Source organism: Calyptranema fuscum S582 (genome assembly GCF_055793305.1).
Genome location: NZ_JBSLYH010000044.1, coordinates 1 through 21,683 on the forward strand (window position 1 = coordinate 1; position 21,683 = coordinate 21,683).

At 46.9% G+C, this 21,683-nt stretch carries 20 protein-coding genes, 1 tRNA gene and 1 other annotated feature; of the genes, 3 read left to right on the top strand and 18 right to left on the bottom strand.

The annotated features are described in order from the left end of the window. Positions 1 to 99: 99 nt before the first annotated feature. Positions 100 to 1,734: a protein kinase domain-containing protein gene (locus ACR6Z4_RS24235; RefSeq protein WP_479719910.1), complete on the bottom strand. Its 1,635-nt coding sequence runs from the start codon at positions 1,732 to 1,734 to the stop codon at positions 100 to 102. Between the two features lie 980 nt (positions 1,735 to 2,714). On the opposite strand from ACR6Z4_RS24235, the gene pheT reads away from it, so the two are divergent. Together pheT and ACR6Z4_RS24245 are read left to right on the top strand one after the other, a co-directional pair. Beyond that, on the top strand, positions 2,715 to 5,195 hold the full coding sequence (gene pheT, locus ACR6Z4_RS24240) for a phenylalanine--tRNA ligase subunit beta (protein WP_479719911.1): 2,481 nt from the start codon (positions 2,715 to 2,717) through the stop codon (positions 5,193 to 5,195). Positions 5,196 to 5,278: 83 nt separating this feature from the next. Beyond that, positions 5,279 to 5,548, top strand: a complete 270-nt coding sequence (locus ACR6Z4_RS24245; protein ID WP_479719912.1) for a YciI family protein — start codon at positions 5,279 to 5,281, stop codon at positions 5,546 to 5,548. A 152-nt stretch (positions 5,549 to 5,700) separates the two neighbouring features. On the opposite strand, the gene ACR6Z4_RS24250 is transcribed toward ACR6Z4_RS24245, so the two are convergent. From ACR6Z4_RS24250 to ACR6Z4_RS24320, 15 genes are all read right to left on the bottom strand, one after another. Beyond that, complete coding sequence (locus ACR6Z4_RS24250; protein ID WP_479719913.1) at positions 5,701 to 6,453, bottom strand: tetratricopeptide repeat protein; 753 nt, start codon at positions 6,451 to 6,453, stop codon at positions 5,701 to 5,703. Between the two features lie 434 nt (positions 6,454 to 6,887). Then, positions 6,888 to 8,531 carry a hypothetical protein gene (locus ACR6Z4_RS24255; protein ID WP_479719914.1) on the bottom strand — a complete coding sequence of 548 codons (1,644 nt, stop codon included), beginning with the start codon at positions 8,529 to 8,531 and terminating at the stop codon, positions 6,888 to 6,890. A 258-nt stretch (positions 8,532 to 8,789) separates the two neighbouring features. After that, positions 8,790 to 10,754 carry an SPFH domain-containing protein gene (locus tag ACR6Z4_RS24260; protein WP_479719915.1) on the bottom strand — a complete coding sequence of 655 codons (1,965 nt, stop codon included), beginning with the start codon at positions 10,752 to 10,754 and terminating at the stop codon, positions 8,790 to 8,792. Positions 10,755 to 10,765: 11 nt separating this feature from the next. Next, a complete protein-coding gene (locus ACR6Z4_RS24265; RefSeq protein ID WP_479719916.1) occupies positions 10,766 to 11,491 on the bottom strand; it encodes a DUF1449 domain-containing protein in 726 nt (241 codons plus the stop codon). Between the two features lie 371 nt (positions 11,492 to 11,862). Continuing rightward, positions 11,863 to 12,993, bottom strand: coding sequence for an A/G-specific adenine glycosylase (mutY, locus tag ACR6Z4_RS24270; RefSeq protein ID WP_479719953.1), 1,131 nt, complete (start codon positions 12,991 to 12,993; stop codon positions 11,863 to 11,865). A gap of 60 nt (positions 12,994 to 13,053) precedes the next feature. Next, positions 13,054 to 13,398, bottom strand: a complete 345-nt coding sequence (locus tag ACR6Z4_RS24275) for a DUF760 domain-containing protein (RefSeq protein ID WP_479719917.1) — start codon at positions 13,396 to 13,398, stop codon at positions 13,054 to 13,056. A 552-nt stretch (positions 13,399 to 13,950) separates the two neighbouring features. After that, entirely contained in the window at positions 13,951 to 14,343 is a 393-nt protein-coding gene (gene rplL, locus ACR6Z4_RS24280) for a 50S ribosomal protein L7/L12 (protein WP_479719918.1), read from the bottom strand. Between the two features lie 131 nt (positions 14,344 to 14,474). Continuing rightward, complete coding sequence (gene rplJ / locus ACR6Z4_RS24285; protein WP_479719919.1) at positions 14,475 to 15,014, bottom strand: 50S ribosomal protein L10; 540 nt, start codon at positions 15,012 to 15,014, stop codon at positions 14,475 to 14,477. A gap of 51 nt (positions 15,015 to 15,065) precedes the next feature. After that, positions 15,066 to 15,221 (bottom strand) — a sequence feature (ribosomal protein L10 leader region). Positions 15,222 to 15,280: 59 nt separating this feature from the next. Continuing rightward, positions 15,281 to 15,997, bottom strand: coding sequence for a 50S ribosomal protein L1 (gene rplA / locus ACR6Z4_RS24290; RefSeq protein WP_479719920.1), 717 nt, complete (start codon positions 15,995 to 15,997; stop codon positions 15,281 to 15,283). A 77-nt stretch (positions 15,998 to 16,074) separates the two neighbouring features. After that, complete coding sequence (gene rplK, locus ACR6Z4_RS24295) at positions 16,075 to 16,500, bottom strand: 50S ribosomal protein L11 (protein ID WP_479719921.1); 426 nt, start codon at positions 16,498 to 16,500, stop codon at positions 16,075 to 16,077. A gap of 7 nt (positions 16,501 to 16,507) precedes the next feature. Beyond that, positions 16,508 to 17,134 (bottom strand): transcription termination/antitermination protein NusG, encoded by a 627-nt coding sequence (gene nusG / locus ACR6Z4_RS24300; RefSeq protein WP_479719922.1) that lies wholly within the window; start codon positions 17,132 to 17,134, stop codon positions 16,508 to 16,510. A gap of 2 nt (positions 17,135 to 17,136) precedes the next feature. Further along, a complete protein-coding gene (gene secE, locus ACR6Z4_RS24305) occupies positions 17,137 to 17,406 on the bottom strand; it encodes a preprotein translocase subunit SecE (protein WP_479719923.1) in 270 nt (89 codons plus the stop codon). 60 nt (positions 17,407 to 17,466) lie between these two features. Next, positions 17,467 to 17,539, bottom strand: a tRNA-Trp gene (locus ACR6Z4_RS24310). Positions 17,540 to 17,685: 146 nt separating this feature from the next. After that, on the bottom strand, positions 17,686 to 18,048 hold the full coding sequence (rplS, locus tag ACR6Z4_RS24315) for a 50S ribosomal protein L19 (RefSeq protein ID WP_479719924.1): 363 nt from the start codon (positions 18,046 to 18,048) through the stop codon (positions 17,686 to 17,688). Positions 18,049 to 18,321: 273 nt separating this feature from the next. Next, positions 18,322 to 19,527, bottom strand: coding sequence for a phosphoglycerate kinase (locus ACR6Z4_RS24320; RefSeq protein WP_479719925.1), 1,206 nt, complete (start codon positions 19,525 to 19,527; stop codon positions 18,322 to 18,324). 173 nt (positions 19,528 to 19,700) lie between these two features. Here ACR6Z4_RS24320 and ACR6Z4_RS24325 point away from each other — a divergent pair, with 173 nt between their 5' ends. Next, a complete protein-coding gene (locus ACR6Z4_RS24325; protein ID WP_479719926.1) occupies positions 19,701 to 20,108 on the top strand; it encodes a universal stress protein in 408 nt (135 codons plus the stop codon). 285 nt (positions 20,109 to 20,393) lie between these two features. Here ACR6Z4_RS24325 and hemJ read toward each other — a convergent pair whose 3' ends face one another. Both hemJ and ACR6Z4_RS24335 read right to left on the bottom strand, forming a co-directional pair. Continuing rightward, entirely contained in the window at positions 20,394 to 21,014 is a 621-nt protein-coding gene (gene hemJ, locus ACR6Z4_RS24330) for a protoporphyrinogen oxidase HemJ (protein ID WP_479719927.1), read from the bottom strand. Positions 21,015 to 21,168: 154 nt separating this feature from the next. After that, positions 21,169 to 21,393, bottom strand: a complete 225-nt coding sequence (locus ACR6Z4_RS24335) for a DUF2811 domain-containing protein (protein WP_479719928.1) — start codon at positions 21,391 to 21,393, stop codon at positions 21,169 to 21,171. Between the last annotated feature and the right edge of the window lie 290 nt (positions 21,394 to 21,683).

Below are 21,683 nucleotides of genomic sequence, written 5' to 3' on the forward strand. Positions count from 1 at the left end.
TCGTGAGGCGACGTTGCTGATTTTGGGAATGAATTCGAACGTGAAACCGCAGGTTTCACGCTCGAATTCATTCTGATATTAGGCAATGTCTATATTGCTTTACCACAAGCCTCGCTTGCCACTGGGATGAACCGTAGCCCAATTTGTCCGAGCCATCGCTAATTGGTCATCTGTCACCTTTGCGCCGGTCAAATCAGCTCCGCAAAGATTGGCACCTCTCAAATTGGCATGGCTGAGATAGGCATAGCTTAAGTCTGCTCCACGCAGGTCTGCGCCTTGTAAATCGGAGTGGCTCAAATATGCCCGTGCCAAATTTGCATTTTTTAAGCTGGCTTGGGTGAGGCTGGCGCGTCCAAAGTCGGCACTGAAGAGGTTCGCGTTTTGAAAGTTGGTCTTTCGTAACTTGGATTGGTGGAAATTGGCACCGGAGAGATTGACTTTCGATAAATTCAACGCACTCAGCTCGTGAGAGGTAAAATCTCGTTTGCCTTTTCCGTAAGCAGCTAATAGCTCATCGGCAGATAGTTTGCGAGTGACAACAGCTTCACCGCCCGCAGAGTTGCTGCCACGTTCTGTGCTAGCAGGAACGGATCCGGGGTAAGTCGGCGATCGCTTACGAGAGATGCTAGTTTGAATGCCCGTAGAATCAGACATACCAGCCTTGGCATTGCGGGCACGAATCGCCGCTGCCATGCGGGCAGACGGAGAAGAGGGGGATGTGGCGTCGCCTAAGTCAATTGAATTATCAGAATTGGGAATGAAACCACCGCCCGCGACAGGTTTCTTTGGCGGGCGATTGGATTTCGACACCATGCTCTGTTCCAGGCTATCCAGATAGGGTTCCAAGTCGAGTGCTCGTAACACCTCTCCAGCGTTTTGATAGCGATGCCGAACCGAGACTTCCAACATTTTTCTCAGGACGGTGGCAAAGTGCTCACTGACATGCACCTGATCTTGCCAGAGCATTTCGCCATTAGCAGGGTCGTAGTCTAGATCTTTTGGAGATTTTCCGGTCAGTAAATAAATGCAGGTGACCCCTAGCGCATAGATATCACTGGCATAGACCGGACGCATTGCCATTTGTTCGGGGGGCGCATAGCCCGGAGTGCCGATTGCGTAGGCAGTGAGTGCGGTTTGCTCGGTAGCCCCGGCGCGGACTGGGTTCACCTGGTCTTTGACGGCACCAAAGTCGATGAGGACTAGTTTTTTGTCTTGCGAACGACGAATGAGGTTGGCGGGTTTGATATCTCGATGGATGACCTGCTGGGAATGAATGTATTGCAACATGGGCAATACTTCACTTAAAAATTGCTTAACCCCTGCCTCACTGAAGGGACCCGCTCGTTTAACCTCTTGTTGCAGGGTAAACCCACTGATGTATTCCTGGACCAGATAAAATTCTTGGTTGGCTTCGAAATAATCGAGCAGTCGGGGTACCTGAGGATGGTTGCCGATTTTACCTAACGTCTTAGCTTCTCGCTTAAATAAATCTCGCGCCATTTGTAGAACATGGGGCGAGGAGGCAGCCGGGCGCAGTTGTTTAATTACACAATAGGGGCTGCCGGGGAGAGATTCGTCTTGTGCCAAAAATGTAGCCCCAAACCCACCATGCCCAAGCGCCTGGATGACCCGATAGCGATCGCGCAGTAGCAATTTAGACCCACACGCCTGACAGAGCTCTGTGTGGGTTAAATTTTCAGGGTTAGGGCACGCTGGGTTTAAGCAATAGCTCATTCGGCATTACTCGCTTGATTAACCGCGCGGTGTCTCTCATTCAATCTTAAATATTCGACACCCTTCTTCTCTATTATCTTTCCAACAAAAGGGTTGGAAAGCGCCAATTCTTCGAGAAATCTCTTAAAGAGTTGCTAAAGCTATTTCTATTTTGCTTGAAGTCTGGATTAAAACCCATAGATTTATCGTGAATCTCTATTTTCCTTTATCAAAACAACGTATTGGAATCCGGCATGGCTAAACAAGATTGGAGCGGATCTTAGCATTGAGTGGTGATCAATCAGATGCTCTACGTATCTTTACTGAGTTATTTCTGCTCCCGATTCAGCCATCAATTTGGTAGTGCAGCAATCAAACCTATGAGCAGGAGTGTAGACTGCAAGCCCTGACATTTCTGAACCCCAATTTATCAGCCATTAGGCTTAGAGTGTTTTCACTTAACCTGGATTCTTGCCATTGATTCATACCTGATTCATACCAGGAAATAGAACACAGCGGAGTTGCAGAAGAACGTTTTACAAAGGTTTTACCCCAGCATGACACCGCTTGAATTGGAGTGAGGTGGGGTGTAGGACTTGACGGGGGTAATACTCGTTTTGCAAGGCAGTAGGGGATAATTACAGAAGATTCCTGACCTATTATCCGATCTCTTTACAAATCTAATGGATCTCAGCTGTCTGCTGAAGCCCCTCATCCACCCTTAAGATAGAGAGTGTCTTAACCCTTGACCAGATTTTTTGCAGGATGGGGGTAGTGATTGAGGGTGGTTTGACAGGCTTATGTTTTTTAGACGTAGAACATTCAGAAAAATTAATTTTATAAAGCAGACATTAGTGTTGTAAATTATCTATTTTGAAACCTTGGGTTGAGGGGTTTCACCCCCTACGAACGCTGAAAAATTTATGTTTTGAAGTGCTAAACCCTGCAAACGTTACTAACACAAAACGAGTTAAAGACTGTACCGAGGAAAGAGTAAGTAAATGCGTATTTCTCTCAACTGGTTGCGGGAACTGGTAGACCTGACCCTGACGCCAGAAGAACTGGCGGATACTTTGACAATGGCAGGGTTTGAAGTAGAAGACATTGAAGATCGCCGCACCTGGGCAAATGGTGTGGTGGTTGGGAAGGTGTTGAGCTGCGATCGCCATCCCAATGCCGACAAGCTGAGCGTTTGCCAGGTGGATATTGGTGCAGCAACGCCATCCAACATCGTCTGTGGAGCGAGTAACGTTAGAGCCGATATTTATGTACCCGTGGCAACGTTAGGCACCTATCTGCCGACGGTGGATATTACCATTCAACCCCGAAAATTGCGCAGTGTGCCGTCTGAAGGCATGATTTGCTCATTGGCAGAGGTTGGTCTAGCAAAAGAGTCTGAAGGAATTCATATTTTCCCAAATGACACCTTAGAAGTGGGTGCCGATGCGCGCCCCCTGCTGGGATTAGATGATGTCATTTTGGATTTGACATCGACTGCGAACCGGGCAGATGCCTTGAGTATGGTTGGGATTGCCCGTGAGGTGGCTGCCCTCACCGGAGCAACGTTGAAACTCCCGACGATTGAAGAGATGGCGGTGGATTTAGAGGGTGCCGACCTTGCCATCTCGATTCGTGAAACAGGAGCCTGCCCCATTTACATTGGTACCCTGGTCAACCATGTCAAGATTGCCCCGTCTCCGGTATGGCTGCAACGTCGATTGCAAGCGGCGGGTACCCGCCCGATCAATAACGTGGTTGATATTACCAATTACATCTTGTTGGAATGGGGGCAGCCGCTTCATGCCTTTGATCGCGATCGCTTACAGACGGTTGCCGAACACTCAAATCTCGATATTGGAGTTCGTTTTGCTTACTCTGGCGAAACCCTCACGACTCTGGATAGCCAACAGCGGACTTTGCAAGAACAAACCCTGCTGATTACGGCGAATGACAAACCTGTGGCGCTTGCAGGGGTCATGGGAGGTGAAAGCACGGAAGTTCATTCAGAAACTCAAAATTTGCTATTAGAAGCTGCGATCTTTGACTCGGTTGCGATTCGGCGCTCGGCGCGCACTCAAGGCTTACGCACAGAAGCGTCAGCTCGTTATGAACGCGGGGTCAACCAGGCTGAGTTGGCGATCGCCTGTCGTCGGGCACTTCAATTGCTGACCGAATTGGCGGGTGGAACCGTGACCACCCAAGCGATCGCCGATGCTCGACCCGACAGAGCGATCGCAACCCGCACGATTGAACTCCGTCTTGAACGAGTCAATCAGGTTTTAGGACCTGTACAACTCAATGGCGCTGCCACCGGGCAACTGGCTCAAGACGATGAAGAGATTGAAGTCACTGAGCTACAGGCAGCAGATATTGAACGCACGTTGACTGCGTTGGGATGTCAGCTGACCCCGGTGACGGCAGGGCAGGTTTGGTCGGTGGTGCCGCCACCTTATCGTTACCGTGATTTAGAACGGGAAATTGATCTGATCGAAGAGATTGCCCGTTTGTATGGCTACAACAAGTTTTGCGATACCTTGCCGAGTAAGTCTGAACTGGGCTACCTATCGATTGATCAGTTGCTAACGCGAAAAATCCACAGTGCCCTGCGGGCAGTCGGTCTGACGGAAGTGATGAACTATTCGTTGGTCAAACAATTGGGCACTGAAACTCAAGTAGTTTTGACGAATCCTCTGTTCACCGAGTATTCTGCACTGCGGACGGCTTTGATTCCCGGGTTAATTGACTCGTTCCAATACAACCTGGAGCAGGGCAACGGTTCCCTCAATGCCTTTGAGATCGGGCGTGTCTTTGGTCGTGACCAAGATGGGTTGGGAGAAGCCGATCGGGTTGCTGGCATTATGGGGGGTGATAATCGCTATGGGCGATGGCTCAATAGCGGTCGAGAGCAGCCAATGAGCTGGTTTGAGGCAAAAGGAATTTTGGAAAGTGTCTTTCGTCGCTTGGGTGTGGGGGTTGAGTTTCAGCCAGATCGACGCGATCCTTTACTTCATCCCGGACGCACTGCTTCACTTTGGATTCAGGGCGATCGCCTGGGTACCTTAGGACAACTCCACCCGCAAGTGCGTCGAGAACGGGGGTTGCCCGATGAAGTCTATGCCTTTGAACTGAGTGTTGATGTGTTGCTCAATCATATGGATCAGGATGAAGCCCTGGTGCCTGTGTTCAAGGCTTATTCGTCCTATCCGTCCTCCGATCGAGATATTGCCTTTTTTGTCCCGGTTCAGTTTTCGGTTGCAGAAATTGAACGGGCGATTAGAAAAGCGGGGGGAACGTTGTTAGAATCGGTCGAACTCTTTGATGAGTATCGCGGAGAGAATGTACCGACGGGCAAGCGCAGTCTGGCATTGCGACTCGTGTATCGGGCAGGCGATCGCACCCTGACCGAAGAAGATGTCGAACCGATTCACCAAAAAGTTAGAGAAGCGCTGGAAGAAAAATTCTCTGTCGCACTCAGAAGTTAAATCTTGTTCCCATGAACGTCAGAAGGTTTCCCTGTAGGGAAACCTTCTGACGTCGATTTAGATTGAGTTAAGGAAATGAACTGATGCCAAAATATGTGTTGTGGGGAAGTTACTGCGACAACGTTTTAGAGAAACGGGCACCCTTTCGCCAAGCCCATCTCGATCGCTTAGCGCAACTCAAGCAATCAGGTGCTCTGGTCACCCTGGGACCTACGCAAGACCTGACCAAAGTGTTTGGTGTTTATGAAGCTGCTGATGAAGCTTCTGTTCGGCAACTGGTCGAAGCCGATCCCTATTGGCAAAATGGGATTTGGACGGAATACGAAGTCATGGAATGGATTCAAGCGTTTTAAGCAACGTGAAAGGAGAGTCGCTAAGGAATGGGAATTAAATAACTCCGGTGATGTATTGTACGGGCGAACGGCCGTTCGCCCCTCCAGACGATTCAATATTCGATCTTATTCAATCCACAATCCTAAACGTCTGACCTTTCACATTGGGCAAGTTATCGTGCCAATGCTTTCAGCATCTTTTCGCCTTCACGAACAAAGCTTCGATTTCTGCGGAAGTGATAAGGGGTCGAACTCTTAATTTTGATAATCATTGTTTCCAGTACTTCGCGAGCCTGGTGCATATTGCCCTGACGCTGTTCAATTTTTGCCAACAGCATATAGGCTTCTGGATGTGTCCATGATTTCAGATGTTGTTCTAAATGTGCCTTGGCAGCATCTAAAACGCCCATTTGAAACAGCACACGTCCGTAAGTCAGTGATGGATCGCCATACATAAAATCAGGTCTTACCCGTACCAATTCTTTTAAATAAGGTTGGGCATCGCTAAATTTCTTTTGATCGAGTGCAATGCAGGCATTGCCCCAAAGTGCCTGGACGTTGTCTGGTTCGCGGTTTAATGCCTGAGTGTATGCCTCTGCTGCTTTAATGCGATCGCCCATGTCATACAAAATATTGCCCAACTGCACATACTGATGGGCTTTGCCAATATTTCGAGCCGCTGCTTCTGCTTGCCACAGGTCATCTTGCCGAGTCCAGCGTCTGAAGAAAGCAGGGAGGGGGAACTGAGCGCGGGGCAGCCAACGACTGATGAAGTAGAGAAAAGCCCCAATGACGTTGAGAAAGATCAAAAGCCATAGCCAGGTCTGGCGATCGCGCTCATTTTGAATGCAGTCGTAGAGCATCCAAACCCAAAATACCGTACCGACCATGCCAAGGGGACCAAGCAATGAAAACAGTTGCAGCACAAGACACCTCTGGGGCAATTACAACTCTTCTTTAAAGACTTCCCGGTCAACCTTGAGGATTAACGATCAACCGGGCTAATTGTGACGACCAAAATAACCGACTGCATTCGGTTAAATTTTCCGAAAACTACAATATTTTTTTGCCGGATTCCTAACTTCCAGACAAAATGAATCATTGCTTGCAACAATTTTCAATTCTTAAGCCACGGTTTTTTGTTGTGTGCCGCGCAGAGCAAGACACACAACAAAAAACTAAACATACCCAATCGCGAAGTGCGGTAACTCAAATCCGCGACGTCAAATAACCCTCTTCTCCTAGTTGAGAGAGAAGAGGGCAAAGGTTTTAGCAATTAAGTGTTAGCTCGACTTTTAGCGTTTCTCGGGCAGGCGATGCAGAAATAGAATCTAAAAACCAGTTTTTGAAATCTCAAGCTTTAAGTTTGATTGAGAATTGTTCGGGCGATCGCACTGTAATCCTGTTTTAACTCTTCAATCTTTTCTGGATTGGGTGGCTTGGCTCCGACTGCCTGTTCAAATTCGTTAATATGTTGCGAGGTATCAAAATAGTTGGGTTCAACCCGCAAAATTGTGGCTGCATAGCTTTCAACGCATTTAAGCTCTACCGCCTGCGGATCTGAGGAGATCAAATCTGAGATAGGAATTCTAAACGATAGGGCGATCTCGCCATTTTCATCGAGCAAACATTGACTGCGAACTAGAGCTGCGAGAACATCTTGGACTGGACTTTTGGGTAGGGCAAGTCGCTCTGCCAAGATCTCTTTGATATCAGCTAGGGGAGTGGGTTGTGCCTGCGCATCAATTAATTCGATGAGCGCTGTAATCACAGGGAGGCGATATTCTGGCAACGGACGCAAGCCAGATTTATTTAAAAATGCTGACAGGTTATTAATTTGATTAGGAGATATTTGCAGAGCATCTGACGTCAGTTCATTGTCTGAAAGTCCTAAAGCCTCTCGAACTTTGTCTAGAAAATTACCTTGATTGGAAACCGTAATGTCGTGTAGATCGGTAAGTTCATTGGTTAACTCGTTGGGTAGTCCTAAGATCACCAAAAGCGATCGCTGTTTTGGAATACTAAGAATTCTACGAATAGAACTATATTTCAGAACATGTCTGTTGTAATCGCCTGTTTTACATTCGATCCAGAGCGGTTGTTGATCAATTAAGAAAAAGATATCAATTTCAAAATCATTTTCATTTGGGAGAATGATCCTTGAGTTTGCTAGATAGCTATAATCCAGTTTTAATTGAGTAAATAAAGCACTAATTTTAAGATAAACAAAGCGTTCGAACCAATCACCTGTCAAGAAATTATTAACCTTGCCATCTCGCAATGGTGTCACTCGAATAACTTTTGTTTCTTTGTTATATTTACAGGGCACTAATGCATATTTATCGAGCCGATTACCAAAACTCGTAATATCGTTGATCTCTTTTGGATCTTTTCCGGATAGGTTAAGGCTGAAGCTGTTGCCGTCCGATATGTTGCGTTTGAGACGGTTATAAAACTTTGATAGATGTTCAAAGCGATCGCCTAAAAATGTGGCAATTTCATCGAGAATTTTATCTTCCGCAGCGGGTTGACGATAACTTCTGATCGTAATCCCTCGATTAATTAACCAACTGGCAGCTTTCGGTAAGTTTTCATCTTTTGGTAGAGCATCATCTCTGATTAAAGAATCTGCGGCAAGCGTTGGTAATAATACCTGAGAAATCTCTCGTTTGGTTCGTTCTGTTAATTCTAATGACTGAGATCCTGCGGAATTAGATAATGAATCGTCTGCTAGAGTTTGACCGGATTCAAACTTTAGATGTTTAATTTCAGTCGTCAGTTCTTCCAGCCGATTTAACAGTCCAGATTCTATCTCTTGTTCTGCTTTATTCGTCTGATGAATGACTTTTTGAGCTGCGGGTAATCGATATCTAACTAAATTAAAAATTTCATCAAGCCGAGCGTTTAATTGCTGACGTTGTTTATTGTGCAATTGGTTCTGTCGAATATTCAGCCCAATTAATATGGCGATACCAATGATTTGTGCAATGTCAAGCGATGTCATGGCTTGCCTGCTCCTGCATGGTTAGACTCACTGGGAGAATGAGTCTTGAACGCTGCATAAATCAGGAAGACTGCATTCTCAGAGCATATCGATATCCCGGTATATTAGCCCGATCATAGAAGAGCGATTCGATTTATTTCATGTTTTTTGAGAAATTGTATCGCAGTTTCCCATCATGGCTCCTAAAATACACATCCTGGAATGGAGGAACTGGAGTTTTCCCAGCAGGAAAACTCCAGTTTCTTCAATCGATGGGGTCTAAACTGAATCTGAGCCTTCTTCTTTGATAATTTCAACGGTCGCAGAATTATCTTTTTTCATCAGCTGGCTAATCTGATTCAAAATAGTGCCCAATTTTCCTTCATCCAGCAAGGTATTGATCAAGGACAAACCACTGGTCGAGAGCAACAATTTGCTGATATCTTGGGCACCGTTGCTACCGTTGCCATTGGCACCTGGAAATGAATAAATCCGGGCATCTCCCAAAACGCCGGGTTGGGGAGCGAGTGCTTGCAAAACTTCGGGCAGTTTTGCCGATAGGTCGGGCCAAATGGTTTTAATCACTTCAGCCGTTAAGTTGGCATCGCTAATGAGATTGTTGGCTCGCATTTGGGCTTCTATCCCTTCGGCTTCTGCGATCGCCTTAAGGCGATTTGCCTGAGCCAGGGTTTGAATCGCTTCGGCTTCTAGCTCAGCGGCTTGCTTGGCAATTTCGGCTTGCCGACGCCGACGGAACACATCGATTTCAACCACGTTTTGGTCAGCAATCCGACGTTCTTCGGCTTCTCGTTGGGCAGCAATCACGGTTAATTGTCGTTGCCGTTCTGCCACCTCGATCTCTGTAGCCGTTGCTACTGAGGCTTCTGCCCTGGCGCGTTGTGCTTCTGCCTCAAAGCTTTCTTTGCGTTTTCCGGCAATGGCGATCGCCACATTTTCTTGAGCAATCCTAGCCAACCGCTCCGACTCTGCCACCTGCACCTGCGATTCTAAGCGATTAGATTCAACGGTCTTCTGTCGCGTAATCTCAGCGACTTCAGCATCTTGCTGTTGCAATGCCTGTGCCACTTTTAACTGTTTATTGCGTTCTTCCAGGGCAATATCGGCATCGATTTGGCTTTGCTGAAGCGACAGTTTTCTGCGAATTTCTTCTTCGGCAACCGATTTTTCTTGCAAAATTTTGGTTCGCTGAGTGGTCGCCGCTTCCCGATCTTTAGCTTCTTGAATTTCGCGTTCTTTCTGAGCTTTCAAACCCTCGACCTGGAGTTGTTGTTCGAGTCGAGCGCTTTCTGTTTCTTGCTGAATTTGCAGCGTTCGCTTTTCGGCATCTAATTCTTTCTGCTCAATTGCCACTTGTGTGGTCAATTCTACTTCCCGTTTTTGTTGAATCGAACGCTGAATGGTCTCTGTTCTTAACCGCACCCCTTGAGCATCGAAGAAATTATTTTCATCGTAGGTATCGCTTTCTTGAATTTCAGAAATGGCGATATTGTTCAACGTCAATCCCACTTTGGCTAGGTCGGGTTGCATCAGATTCAAAACTTCTTGAGCAAACCCTAATTTGTCGGAATCAATTTCTGCCAAACTCTTAGTTTTTGCAGCTGCCCGAATGGCATCATCTGCCCGTTTTTCTAGAGCATTCTTAATATCATCAGGGGTAATTCGATTGCCCTGAGATAGCCGCGCGGCAGCTGTCAATACATCTTCTTCAGAGGCATTAATGCAGACATAAAACGTCACTCGCATATCTGCTCGCAAATAATCCTGCGTGCGAACCGCTAGTTTGCCTGTGCGTTCTACATCAATTGAAATCTCTCGTAAAGGGACACGAGTTAATTCATGAAAAGCGGGAATAACAACGCAGCCACCGTTCAAAATAACTTTCTTGCGCTTTGAAAATAATCCTCCTGTATGAACGAAGGCTTCGTTGTTGGGGGTGATCACATATAGCCGACTGAGTGACCACAGGGTAATGAGAATAAAAATGACAAATCCGACAACGGCTGCTGCACTAAAGGTGAGGCTATTGAGTTGCCCAGCCGGAGGTAATGTGGCAATTGAAGAGGTTGAATTTAACGGATGTTGTGGAGGAGATTGGGCTAAAACGATGGGTTCTGTAGAGTCATTTTGGGAATGATGGATGGCAGATGCGATCGCATCAAAGTTATCGATGTCTTGAGTTGAAATAGCCGGTAAGGATTGAATGAATGTCAGCCAAAATAACATAAGTCAGATACCTAGCGAGAATCTTTTAATCGCGATGAATTTGTAAACCAATTGTCTTGATCAGTACTATCTTTGACGACAACGCAGTAGATTGAATTGGATCGTTCAATTACTAAAACCTTTTCACCTCTTTGTGGAACTACAACTGCCCAATTGGGTAAAACGGCATTTACTGTAACCAAATTTTTTGCCGGATCAAGAACATCAACCTGACCAATTTTTCCCTCACTTAAAAGCGGAATTTTGCCGGTGCTAACGGTACCCAGGCAGCCTACTAAGCGATCGGCACTAGCGTCTTCGCCAAACGCCGCAAACAGTTGACCAATGGGACGGGAAATTTGTCCGCCAATAATAAATGCCAGCACCATCGATCCGAGAAAAATGAAACCTGTCAAAATGCCGCTCACAAGGCTGCCCAAGGTATCTGCGATCGCTACATTTAGACCCCAGCCCAGCAACCCCCAAAGGCTTAGATCCATGGCAATGAGTAGCAACAGCGGAGCTTTGCCGACACCAAACCATCCCAGTAGCGAAGCAAAGCTAAAACCTCCGTCTCCATCGACCTCCGTGTCTATATGAAGCGGTGTGTGATGGACATCCGCATCCACATCCACATCCGCATCCGTATCGATATCTATATCGTCATCGCCTGTCCCCGAAATAACAATGAACAGGAAAAGCAATATGCCTGCTCCTAAAAGAATCCAATAGGGCAGGTTAGAAAGATCAAACAACATGGTGGAGCCAGATAAAACTGTAGCGAACCAAACCTAAGATAGCTGTCCTGGCAGGCAATTAGTGATGGAAAAACAAGTTTTTTAATCTTCGGGGTACAAGACTGCCATGTTGTAACGGTTTGTGTTTGAGCGCACGGCAACGCCGTGCGCTCAAACACAAACCTCTTGAGGCACAAGATTTTAAGGCATGTTTTAAAACTCGCTAAGAAAGTTGTTTTTTCGTGCGCGAAGCGCACGAAAAAGCAACTTTTAAAACAGAACCCCAGGAATTTGACTATTAGGATCACAAATTAAATAACCTGTAATTCTTTTTGAGGGAGCGACGGCTCCGCCGTCGCTCCCTCAAAAAGAATTGGGTTTTACTAAATCTACTATCCTTGGAAGGTTGCAGGTTTACCAGCTTGTTTCAAAGCTTCGATAATTTCTATATTTGCTTTAGGAAAGGGATATTGCTCTAAATCGTCTGGCGTCACCCAACGGACTTCATCGCATTCTAAAGGTTGGGGTTCGCCACTGAGATGTCGGCAGTGATAGACGTTGAGGGTCACTCGAAAATGGCTGTAGGCATGGTCAACGGTAGTCAGGCGATCGCCCACCTCAATTTCGATGCCTAATTCTTCTTGAATTTCTCGTCGAATGCACTCTTCAACCGTTTCTCCGGGTTCAATTTTGCCTCCGGGAAATTCCCAAAGCCCGCCCAATAGACCTTCTTGACGACGTCGATCGATCAAAATCTGCTGGCGATCGTTCCAGATCACAGCGACCCCAATGTGTTTGTGGGGGATGGGCAGACGGCTTTCAGAGATAGGGAGTTCGTTTTGCATCTTCAACGTGTAAGCGCGACACTGTGTAATCCAGGGGCAGGCAAGACAGTCGGGGTTTTTGGGCGTACAAAGGGTGGCACCCAGATCCATTAATGCCTGGTTAAAATCGCGCGGATTAATCGGATCAACCAGCGCTGTTGAGCAGTTCCAGAGGTATTTCAGTGCTTTGTTGGGTGGGATAGTTAACCCCAAGACGCGTGCCAGTACCCGTTTTACATTACCATCTAAAATCGCCCATGGTTGGTTAAATGCGGCACTGAGAATGCCACCTGCGGTGGTTTGACCAATTCCCGGTAAGCTTAAAACTTGTGCGAATTCCGTGGGAAAGTATCCTTGATGCTGCTGTGCGATCGCCTGTGCAGCTCGATGTAAATTGCGCGCTCTGGCATAATAACCCAGCCCTTGCCATGCCTTGAGAACTTGCTGCTGATCGGCTGCTGCCAGGGCTGCAATGGTGGGAAATTGGGTTAGCCAGCGTTCGTAATATGGAATGACGGTTTTGACCTGGGTTTGTTGCAGCATAATTTCTGAAACCCATATGTGATATGGATCACGGCTCTGCCTCCAGGGTAAATCTCGGCCTGATTTCCCATACCAATTCAATAAGCTCCGGCGCAATTCCCCTACAACAGAACTCGGCAGATCAAGAGGCTGACCTGCCGAGCTTTTATCCCGCAATAATGACTTAGACTTCAATTTGGACTTCAACGCTTACTCGTCGTCACTTACTCATTGTCTTTACTCACCGTCTTGAGCAGCCGCATTAACCGCTTGCAAAGAAGTCTCAAAATTCATCCGCTGCTCCGCATTCCGCAAGAAGTAACCGCTGACCATTGCCGATGCCAACAAACGACCTAAATTTTCGCGGCTGGTTGTAATCATGACATTGAAGTTGTCAGATGGCAACGCACCCAGCATTCCGATAATATTTCGCTCAATGACCTGAAAAACTTCTTTTGACCCCGGATTTGAAAGGTGTGCGATCGTTTCGGGAGGCATGGACTGCACGTACTGCCACAGCTTGTTGGCTGATTCAGCATCACCTCCAAACAATTCGGAAACCTGATTAGATGTATTGTTCACGATTGGAACCTCACTCAAACAGCTGATAACAAGTGTTTCTGTTGCTTTAGTTAATACTTTAACAGTCCAAACAAAATGTCACAGTCGGTGGAACCGAACCCCAAATGGTGGGTTTATTCACCCAAACAATCCCTTTCCTATGAGGTAACGCCAGGTGAGTTTCGCGAATGTAATGGTGAAAAAGCGGCACTCCGTGCTGCTTTTTCACCATTACATTCGATTGCTGAGTGAGTCGCAGCCTTTACGCTAATGCTGACGGAAATTGTCTACCAATTTAAACAGATTGCACGGCACATCAATCTAGTGTAAGGACGCATGGCGATGCGTCCCTACTGTATCTGGTGCGATCGCTAATTAAATTGGTATCAGTCGCTATATTGGGCACAAGAAAGGGGGCACATTGTGCCCCCTTTCTTGTAGATGAACGTTATTTGTCGCAACCGAAGGGCTGGTGAGGACGGGATACAGATCTCGTCCTAATTAACCATTCAATTGCTACAGAATCGCTTTGAACCGCAATTTGCAGGATTCGGCTCAACCTTAAGACGCAAATTACTTGATGGCTACTTTGCCACCAGCGGCTTCGAGGGCTTTCTTAGCTTCTTCGGCAGCTTCTTTAGCGATCGCTTCTTTGACGGCTTTAGGTGTAGATTCGACCAATTCTTTAGCTTCTTTCAGACCTAGCCCAGTCAATTCACGCACTGCTTTAAGCACGGCGATCTTCTTATCAGCTGGAACTTCTTCCAAAATCACGTCAAATTCAGTTTGCTCTTCAACTTCCTCAGCCGGAGCAGCTGCACCCGGAGCTGCCATCATCATCATCCCGCCCGCAGGAGCCGCAGCGGTTACACCAAATGCCTCTTCGATTTGCTTGACTAGTTCAGCCGCTTCTAGCAAAGTAATCGATTTGAGCTTTTCCAAAATATCATCAGTTGCAGCAGACATGGATTGAACTCCTGTAATTGTGTCAGCAATGTATGGTCAGTAATCAAGTGGGGTCGCGATGCGCGAACTCTCACTTACGAGTGGCAAGCTTTTCTTCACAATCAATGCTGGAAAAGCTAATTTGGCAAAGCTTATGCAGCTTTGTCGTCTTGCTCTTTGTCTGCAACAGCTTGCAAAGCACGAGCCAACGATGCCGGAACTTCGTTGATTCCAGTTGCAACCTTGGCAGTCACAGCGTTGATCGCTCCAGCAATTTGAGCAATCAGCTGTTCCTTGGATGGTAAATCTCCAATAGCCTTGACATCTGCCTCGGTCAATTGGCGTCCTTCCATGACACCGCCACGAATGACGGTCTTTTTGGACACCTTCTGGAAGTCTTGATATGCCTTGATTGCGCCGCCAATATCGTCTTTAATCAGCAAAAATGCGGAAGATTCTTTGCATAAATCGGACAGATTTTGCCAATTGGCATCGTCTTGAATCGCGATCTTCATCAAGGTATTTTTCGTGACCTTGCACTCTGTTCCTGATGGACGAAGACGATTACGCAGATCGGTAATCTCAGCCACTGACAATCCTTTGTAGTCGATGACAATCGTCATCTGAGACTGACTCAAGCTTTGCTTAAGCTCAGTAACAATCTCTTGCTTGCCCTTTAGCGTTCTACCCATTCTTGTCTCACCTCCTTGTAGTCGGGTATAGAATTTGCCAAACTTTATTATTCAACTGATTAAAAAACCTCGGACATAAGCCCGAGGTTACAAGCAAAATCCAACGTCTGCCCAATGCAGTTTTTGGTTGGTATCTATGCTTACAAACCTCGGCAGGAAATTAAGCGTCTCAGCACCTGCTGTCTTTGGCTTGGCTATTCAGTTGAACAAAATGTCTATACAGCTCTAATCCTTGAAAAAATTGGATAATGCAGAATCACCGAAACCTAAGCCGTTTCACCTGCTTTCATGTCACGCAGAGCGTTGATATCTACCTGGATAGAAGGTCCCATTGTGGACGCGACATAGATCGTGCGCCAGTAACGACCTTTAGCCCCAGATGGACGGTTGCGGTCAATGGTTTCTTGCAATGCTTTGAGGTTGACTAACAAATCTTCCACAGAAAATGCAGCCTTCCCAAACATAACATGGACGATCCCGGTTCGATCGGCACGGAATTCTAATTTACCTGCTTTGAATTCTGCGATCGCTTGTGCCACATCAAAGGTAACAGTTCCACCCTTCGGAGACGGCATCAAGCCGCGAGGACCTAAGAGACGTCCTAACTTAGCAACCTGTGGCATCATGTCGGGGGTTGCAATCAACACATCGAAATCCATCATGCCTTTTTGGATTTCGTCAATCAATTCTTCGGAGCCAGAGATATCTGCACCTGAGTTAGAGGCTTCCGTAACTTTTTCACCTCTAGCAATGACTGCCACCCGTACTAACTGACCTGTTCCCTTTGGCAGAGCCACCGTTGTCCGCAACTGTTGGTCGCTATATTTGGGATCAATTCCCAAGCGAATATGCGCTTCAGCAGATTCAGGGAACTTGGCAGTTGCCGTTTCTTTGAGTAGGCTCAGCGCTTCTAATGGTTCGTAAGCGCGATCTTCTACTTTCTTTTGCAACTCTTGCAATCGACGAGATACTTTTCCAGACATGGTTTATGCTTCTCCTGGGGTAATGGCGAGATAGCAATCTCTCCCCCAATAAAGGTCTAAAAAATTCTTGTGGGAAACTAGCTTGTAACCGTAACACCCATGTTACGGGCTGTTCCTTCGATAATATTCATCGCTGCCTCAACATCATTGGCGTTAAGGTCAGGCATTTTTGTTTCTGCAATTTCACGCAACTGCGCTCTAGTAATCGAACCCACCTTTTTCTTGTTGGGTTCGCCTGAGCCTCGCTCAATTCCGGCTGCCTTTTGAATTAAGACAGATGCCGGAGGTGTTTTTAGGACAAATGTGAAACTCCGATCTTCATAGACAGAAATTTCAACCGGGATAACAAATCCAACTTTTTCAGCTGTTCTTGCGTTGTATTCTTTGCAGAACATCATGATGTTGACACCATGCTGACCCAGTGCAGGACCAACCGGCGGAGCAGGGTTTGCCTTGCCTGCTTGAAGTGCCAACTTAATAATTGCAACTACTTTCTTTGCCATTGAATGACTAACTCTGTTTCTGAACCTGATTAAATTCCAATTCGACGGGCGTGTCTCGACCAAAGATCGATAGTAAGGCTTTCAGCTTACTGCGTTCAGGGCTAACTTCAATGACCTCGCCCTCAAAGTCTTTGAATGGTCCCGATAGAACTAGAATCTTGTCGCCAGCAGCCATATCAACCTTGACGACAGGTTTTTGTTCTTGCGCTTGCTTGAAGATACGTTCGACCTCTGAAGCCCCGAGGGGAACAGGCTTAACGTGTCCTCGACCTCTACCATACCGACGCTTTTGTTCTGCTCCAACAAAGTTGATGACGTTCGGCGTGTTTTTGACGACCTGCCAACTTTCATCGTCCATAACCATGCGAATGAGCACATAGCCAGGAAAGACTTTCTCCGCTGATTCTTTAGGCTTACTTCCTTTTTGCTGCTTCAGAATCGGGGTTTGAGGAATCTCAATTTGCAAAATGCGATCGACGACATCCAATGTTTCGATGCGCTGCAATAAGTTGAGCTTCACGCGGTTCTCGCAACCAGAAGCAACCTGAACGGCATACCATCTGGCGGACGTTGCCGGAATGGCATCGTCTTCGTCAGATGGCAAAAAGTTTTCTGAATCTTCTGAGGCAAGCATGGTCAAAAAATTTGGTGAGAAGCCCAACTAAACAATTTATCAACCAAATAAATGATTGAGGCAGATAAGCTGACCATTAAGATAACGGCGATAGATTCACTGATGAGTTGCTGACGGCTAGGCCAAACGACTTTATCAAGCTCTTCTCTCGTTCCTTTGGCAAACTCAACAACGCTGAACCCCCCTTGGGTTTCTTGTGTGGCTGAGTCATTCTTTTTAGCTACCTCTTTTTTCGGAGCTTCGTCCTTTGTAGCTTCGTCTTTATTTGCCACAATACCCCTGCCCCATCAATTTATTTAGTACCAGGATGTCTGAAATTACGAAAAATCGAGCGCGCCCTGGAGGACTCGAACCCCCGACATCAGGTTTTGGAGACCTGCGTTCTACCAACTGAACTAAGAGCGCATGACCTGAGCTGTTTTGATTGGAATGCCTTTCCTAGTCTAGCAGGTAGTTGGCAATTCCCCTTAGCTCTTAACAATATAGTGTTTTATCGCGCTTTGCCTCAACGTGTGAAGACTCGAAGAGATTTTGAAGCGTGACTACATTGTTTAGATTGCCCGATCAAAACGCTGTTTGAGGCGAGTTGCCTTACCAATGCGATCGCGCAAGTAGTACAGCTTGGCTCGACGAGCTTTACCTCGACGGATAATCTGGATACTGGCAATGCGGGGAGAATGGAGCAAGAAGACTCGCTCAACGCCGACTCCCTGGAAAATGCGGCGTACAGTCACGGTTTGGTTAATCCCGGAGCCACCTTTGGCAATGACTGTGCCTTCGTAGGGCTGTACCCGTTCTTTACCACCTTCTTGAATGACTACGCCAAACTTGACGGTGTCGCCCACATGGATGATGGGCAAATCTTGCTTCATTTGCTCCGCTTCAATAGAGCGGATGATTTCCTGGGCACTCATATACCAAATATTAAAAGTCGCAACTTCTCAGTATAGTCAAAGGGAAGTCCGGAAGTCTAGATTTAAACTCAAATCTGTTTTGAGTCGAAAGTGGACTTCTTCCTGGCGCTACGCACCGGGGTTTGGACGGGATCCAGGGGTAGAACCTGAATACGATACATAAAAAGGTTTATGGCGTGGGCGAAGCCCACGCCATAAACCTTTTTGCTTGGCAGCCTAACAAAGGGGGAGCATTGCTCCCCCTTTGTTAGGCTGACTTAGCTGTGATCAAAATTAGGCATCGTCAAGAGCCGCAATTCCTGGCAATTCTTTGCCTTCGAGCAGCTCAAGACTTGCGCCACCCCCTGTGGAAATGTGGCTCATTTTTTCAGCGACACCGACTTTTTCGACGGCTGCCACGGAGTCTCCACCCCCGATGATGGTGATGACGCCTTTGCCCGTTAAATCTGCCAGCGTGTGGGCGATCGCTTCCGTCCCGGCGGCAAATTTATCGAACTCAAATACGCCCATTGGCCCGTTCCAAATGGCGCTCTTGCACTGTTCCAGGGCTGCCTGGAAGACTTTTACAGAGTCAGGACCGATGTCTAGACCCATCCAGCCATCTGGAATATTGTTGATGCTAACGGTTTGAGCGTTGGCATCTGGGGAAAAGTTGTCGGCGACCACTACATCGGTGGGCAAGAGTAAGTCAACACCTTTCTCTTTTGCCTTGATTTCTAGCATCTTTGCTAGTTCTAGCTTGTCTTCTTCGACCAGAGATTTACCCACATTTAAGCCTCTGGCTTTGTAGAAGGTAAAGATCATGCCGCCGCCGATTAAAAGTTTGTCTACTTTTTCGAGCAGGGTTTCGATGACCCCAATTTTACTAGAGACTTTCGATCCACCCACGATCGCCGCCAGGGGTCGTTGGGGATTTTCAATGGCATTTTGTAAATATTGCAGTTCTTTTTCGATCAAAAAGCCAGCTACAGACGGCTTGAGGAAGTGGGTTACCCCTTCGGTAGAGGCATGCGCCCGGTGTGCCGTACCAAAGGCATCGTTGACATACAGATCGGCAACAGATGCCAGTTTTTTGGCAAATTCCGGATCGTTTGCTTCTTCTTCCGCATAGAAACGGACGTTTTCGAGCAAGGCAACATCGCCGTTTTTCATTCCAGCAACGGCATTGGCAACCTCATCACCGATGCAATCGTTGCACTTGATCACAGATTGACCGAGTTGCTCAGAAAGACGATTGGCGACTGGCGTCAAACGCATCGATTCATTTACCTTCCCTTTGGGGCGACCAAAGTGGCTGGTTAAAATGACTTTTGCACCCTTGGATGTTAGATATTGAATGGTGGGTAAAGCCGCTCGAATGCGGGTGTCGTCAGTGATGTTACCCTTGTCGTCTAAAGGCACATTGAAATCAACCCGTACTAAAACTCGCTTCCCTGATAGATCTGATTCCGTTAAGCTGGCTAAAGCTTTTTTTGCCACCGCGTTAACCCCCTAAATGAGTCTTTTTACCTATTTAGTATTGTAAAGCGTTGGGGATCATTAACGGTTAGTATCTGGGTGCTCAGCTTTTGAGAAAATTGTAGTAGAGAGCTAAGAACTATAAAGTATGTTGAGTGATCGTGCTCAAGAGCTAGACATCAGAGAGGCGCATTATGTTTAAGACTGTCTTATTTCCGTTGGACGAGAGCCGTGAATCTCGTGAGGCAGCTGATATGGTGGCAAATTTAGTCAAGACGTTAGGCAGTCGGTTGTTTCTCCTGTCGGTTGTGGAATCTTCAGAAGAGGGTGAGCCAGCAGCGGCAGAGATGGCTTCGCCAGAGGCGATCGCCGAACTCTTGCAAAGTGCTAAACAGCTTTTTGATACCCAGGGAATTACGGCTGAAGCGATCGAACGACAGGGTAAACCGGCATTTGTCATTTGTGATGTGGCAGATGAAATTGGGGCAGACCTGATTATTATGGGTTGCCGAGGTCTGGGTTTGACGGAGGAAGGGGTCGCCGAAAGCGTGACCAATCGAGTCATCAACTTATCTCCTTGCCCAGTTTTGATCGTGCCTTAAGGTCTCAGATAAATGAACCTGTCATTTTTTTGGAGAGAGCGATGGCTTCGCCGTCGCTCTCTCCAAAAAAATGACAGGTTCACTTAGGACGGCTAAAGCGATCGCATGGTTCATCAGGACGATGTTGTGGGGCGCTTCGCGCCCCACAACATCGTTTCTGGACTTAACGAACGTGCATACCGCTATATCATCTGCTTTTCAGGCGTAAACAGCGAAGTGGCATCCTCTGGAGGATGCCACTTCGCTGTTATTTAATTGTTATTTAGAGAGTATTAGCGATGGCTTTCAGGTGGAAGCTTTAGTAGCAGGTTCACTAACACTTGCCTCATGACTGGCTGCCATAGAAGAGGTTAGGGTTGCCATCTTCTCTTTATCTAAGCGACGTTTTTTGGCATAGAGCTGAATGGTGGCTGCCATCGCTATAATCATTGCCAAAATTGCCCAAGCCGTGATGTCAGTTGGCAAGCTGCCTTTAAATACAACTAGCAAGACGATGATGACTAAAAGCACGGTGGGTGCTTCGTTGAGCCATCGCATTTGTTGCCCATTCCAGGTAAATTGCCCCTTTGCCATCTGTTTCATTAGGCGACCACAGTAAAAGTGGTAGGCAATGGTGGCGGCAACAAAGGCTAGCTTAATGTGCAGCCAGGTGTTTTTGAGTAAGTCTGGAGCAACGATAAGAAGGGCGATCGCCATAGAGACGGTCAATACCATACCTGGTGTTGTAATCAGGTTGTATAGCCGTTTCTCCATGATTTGATACTGCTGCTGGAGAATAGAGCGAGCAGGCTCTGGCTGTTCATTTGCTTCCACGTGATAGACAAATAGACGCACCAGGTAGAACAAGCCAGCAAACCAGACTACAACCCCGATAATGTGAAATGCTTTGAACCAAAGATAAGACATGGTCTAGATCCTACGTCTCCTACCAGATCTATCTGAAATTGTCCTGGGATAAAAGCTTAAAGATGGTGCCAAAACAACGTTCAGATACATCTGCTATGCAGACTTTATTCTATCGACTTGAGTCATGTCAGGCATAGAGCAGAGGACGGAATGACTAAACAGCGTGTTTAAACAGAGTATCGAGATACACTCTCGCGGCTCTGCGGTAGCTGCGGGATGAATCTGGCGTCTCACTACATCCATTTTGCAAAAGAAAAAGGGACAAAGCAGCGCAGAATACACGGTCTTGATCCCAATCAGGATGAGAATCTAAGTAGACCTGAAGTGATTCATGCAGTTCCTCTGGAATTTCTGCCAGGATGCTGACGGTTGCGTTCATAGGAACCTCTATAAGGCATTAGGTGAACAAAATTAGACATCTTAGAGCCTCTATCCGGAGCGTTAACGGTTCGTGCCAATGGGCGCAATACGCTAACGTTTCCAATCACGGTGCGGATAGGTGCTGCATTTGAACTCTCAGACAGGCGATCGCCTGACGTAGAAATAAACAGGACAAATCAGACCCTATTGGTGCCCAGAGCGTTGTCGAAATGGTTTGGACAAGTTCTGAGTGACCTCAAGTCGATCTGGATTGGTTAGGTGGGTCGCATCATTGTGCGTCAGGAGGGG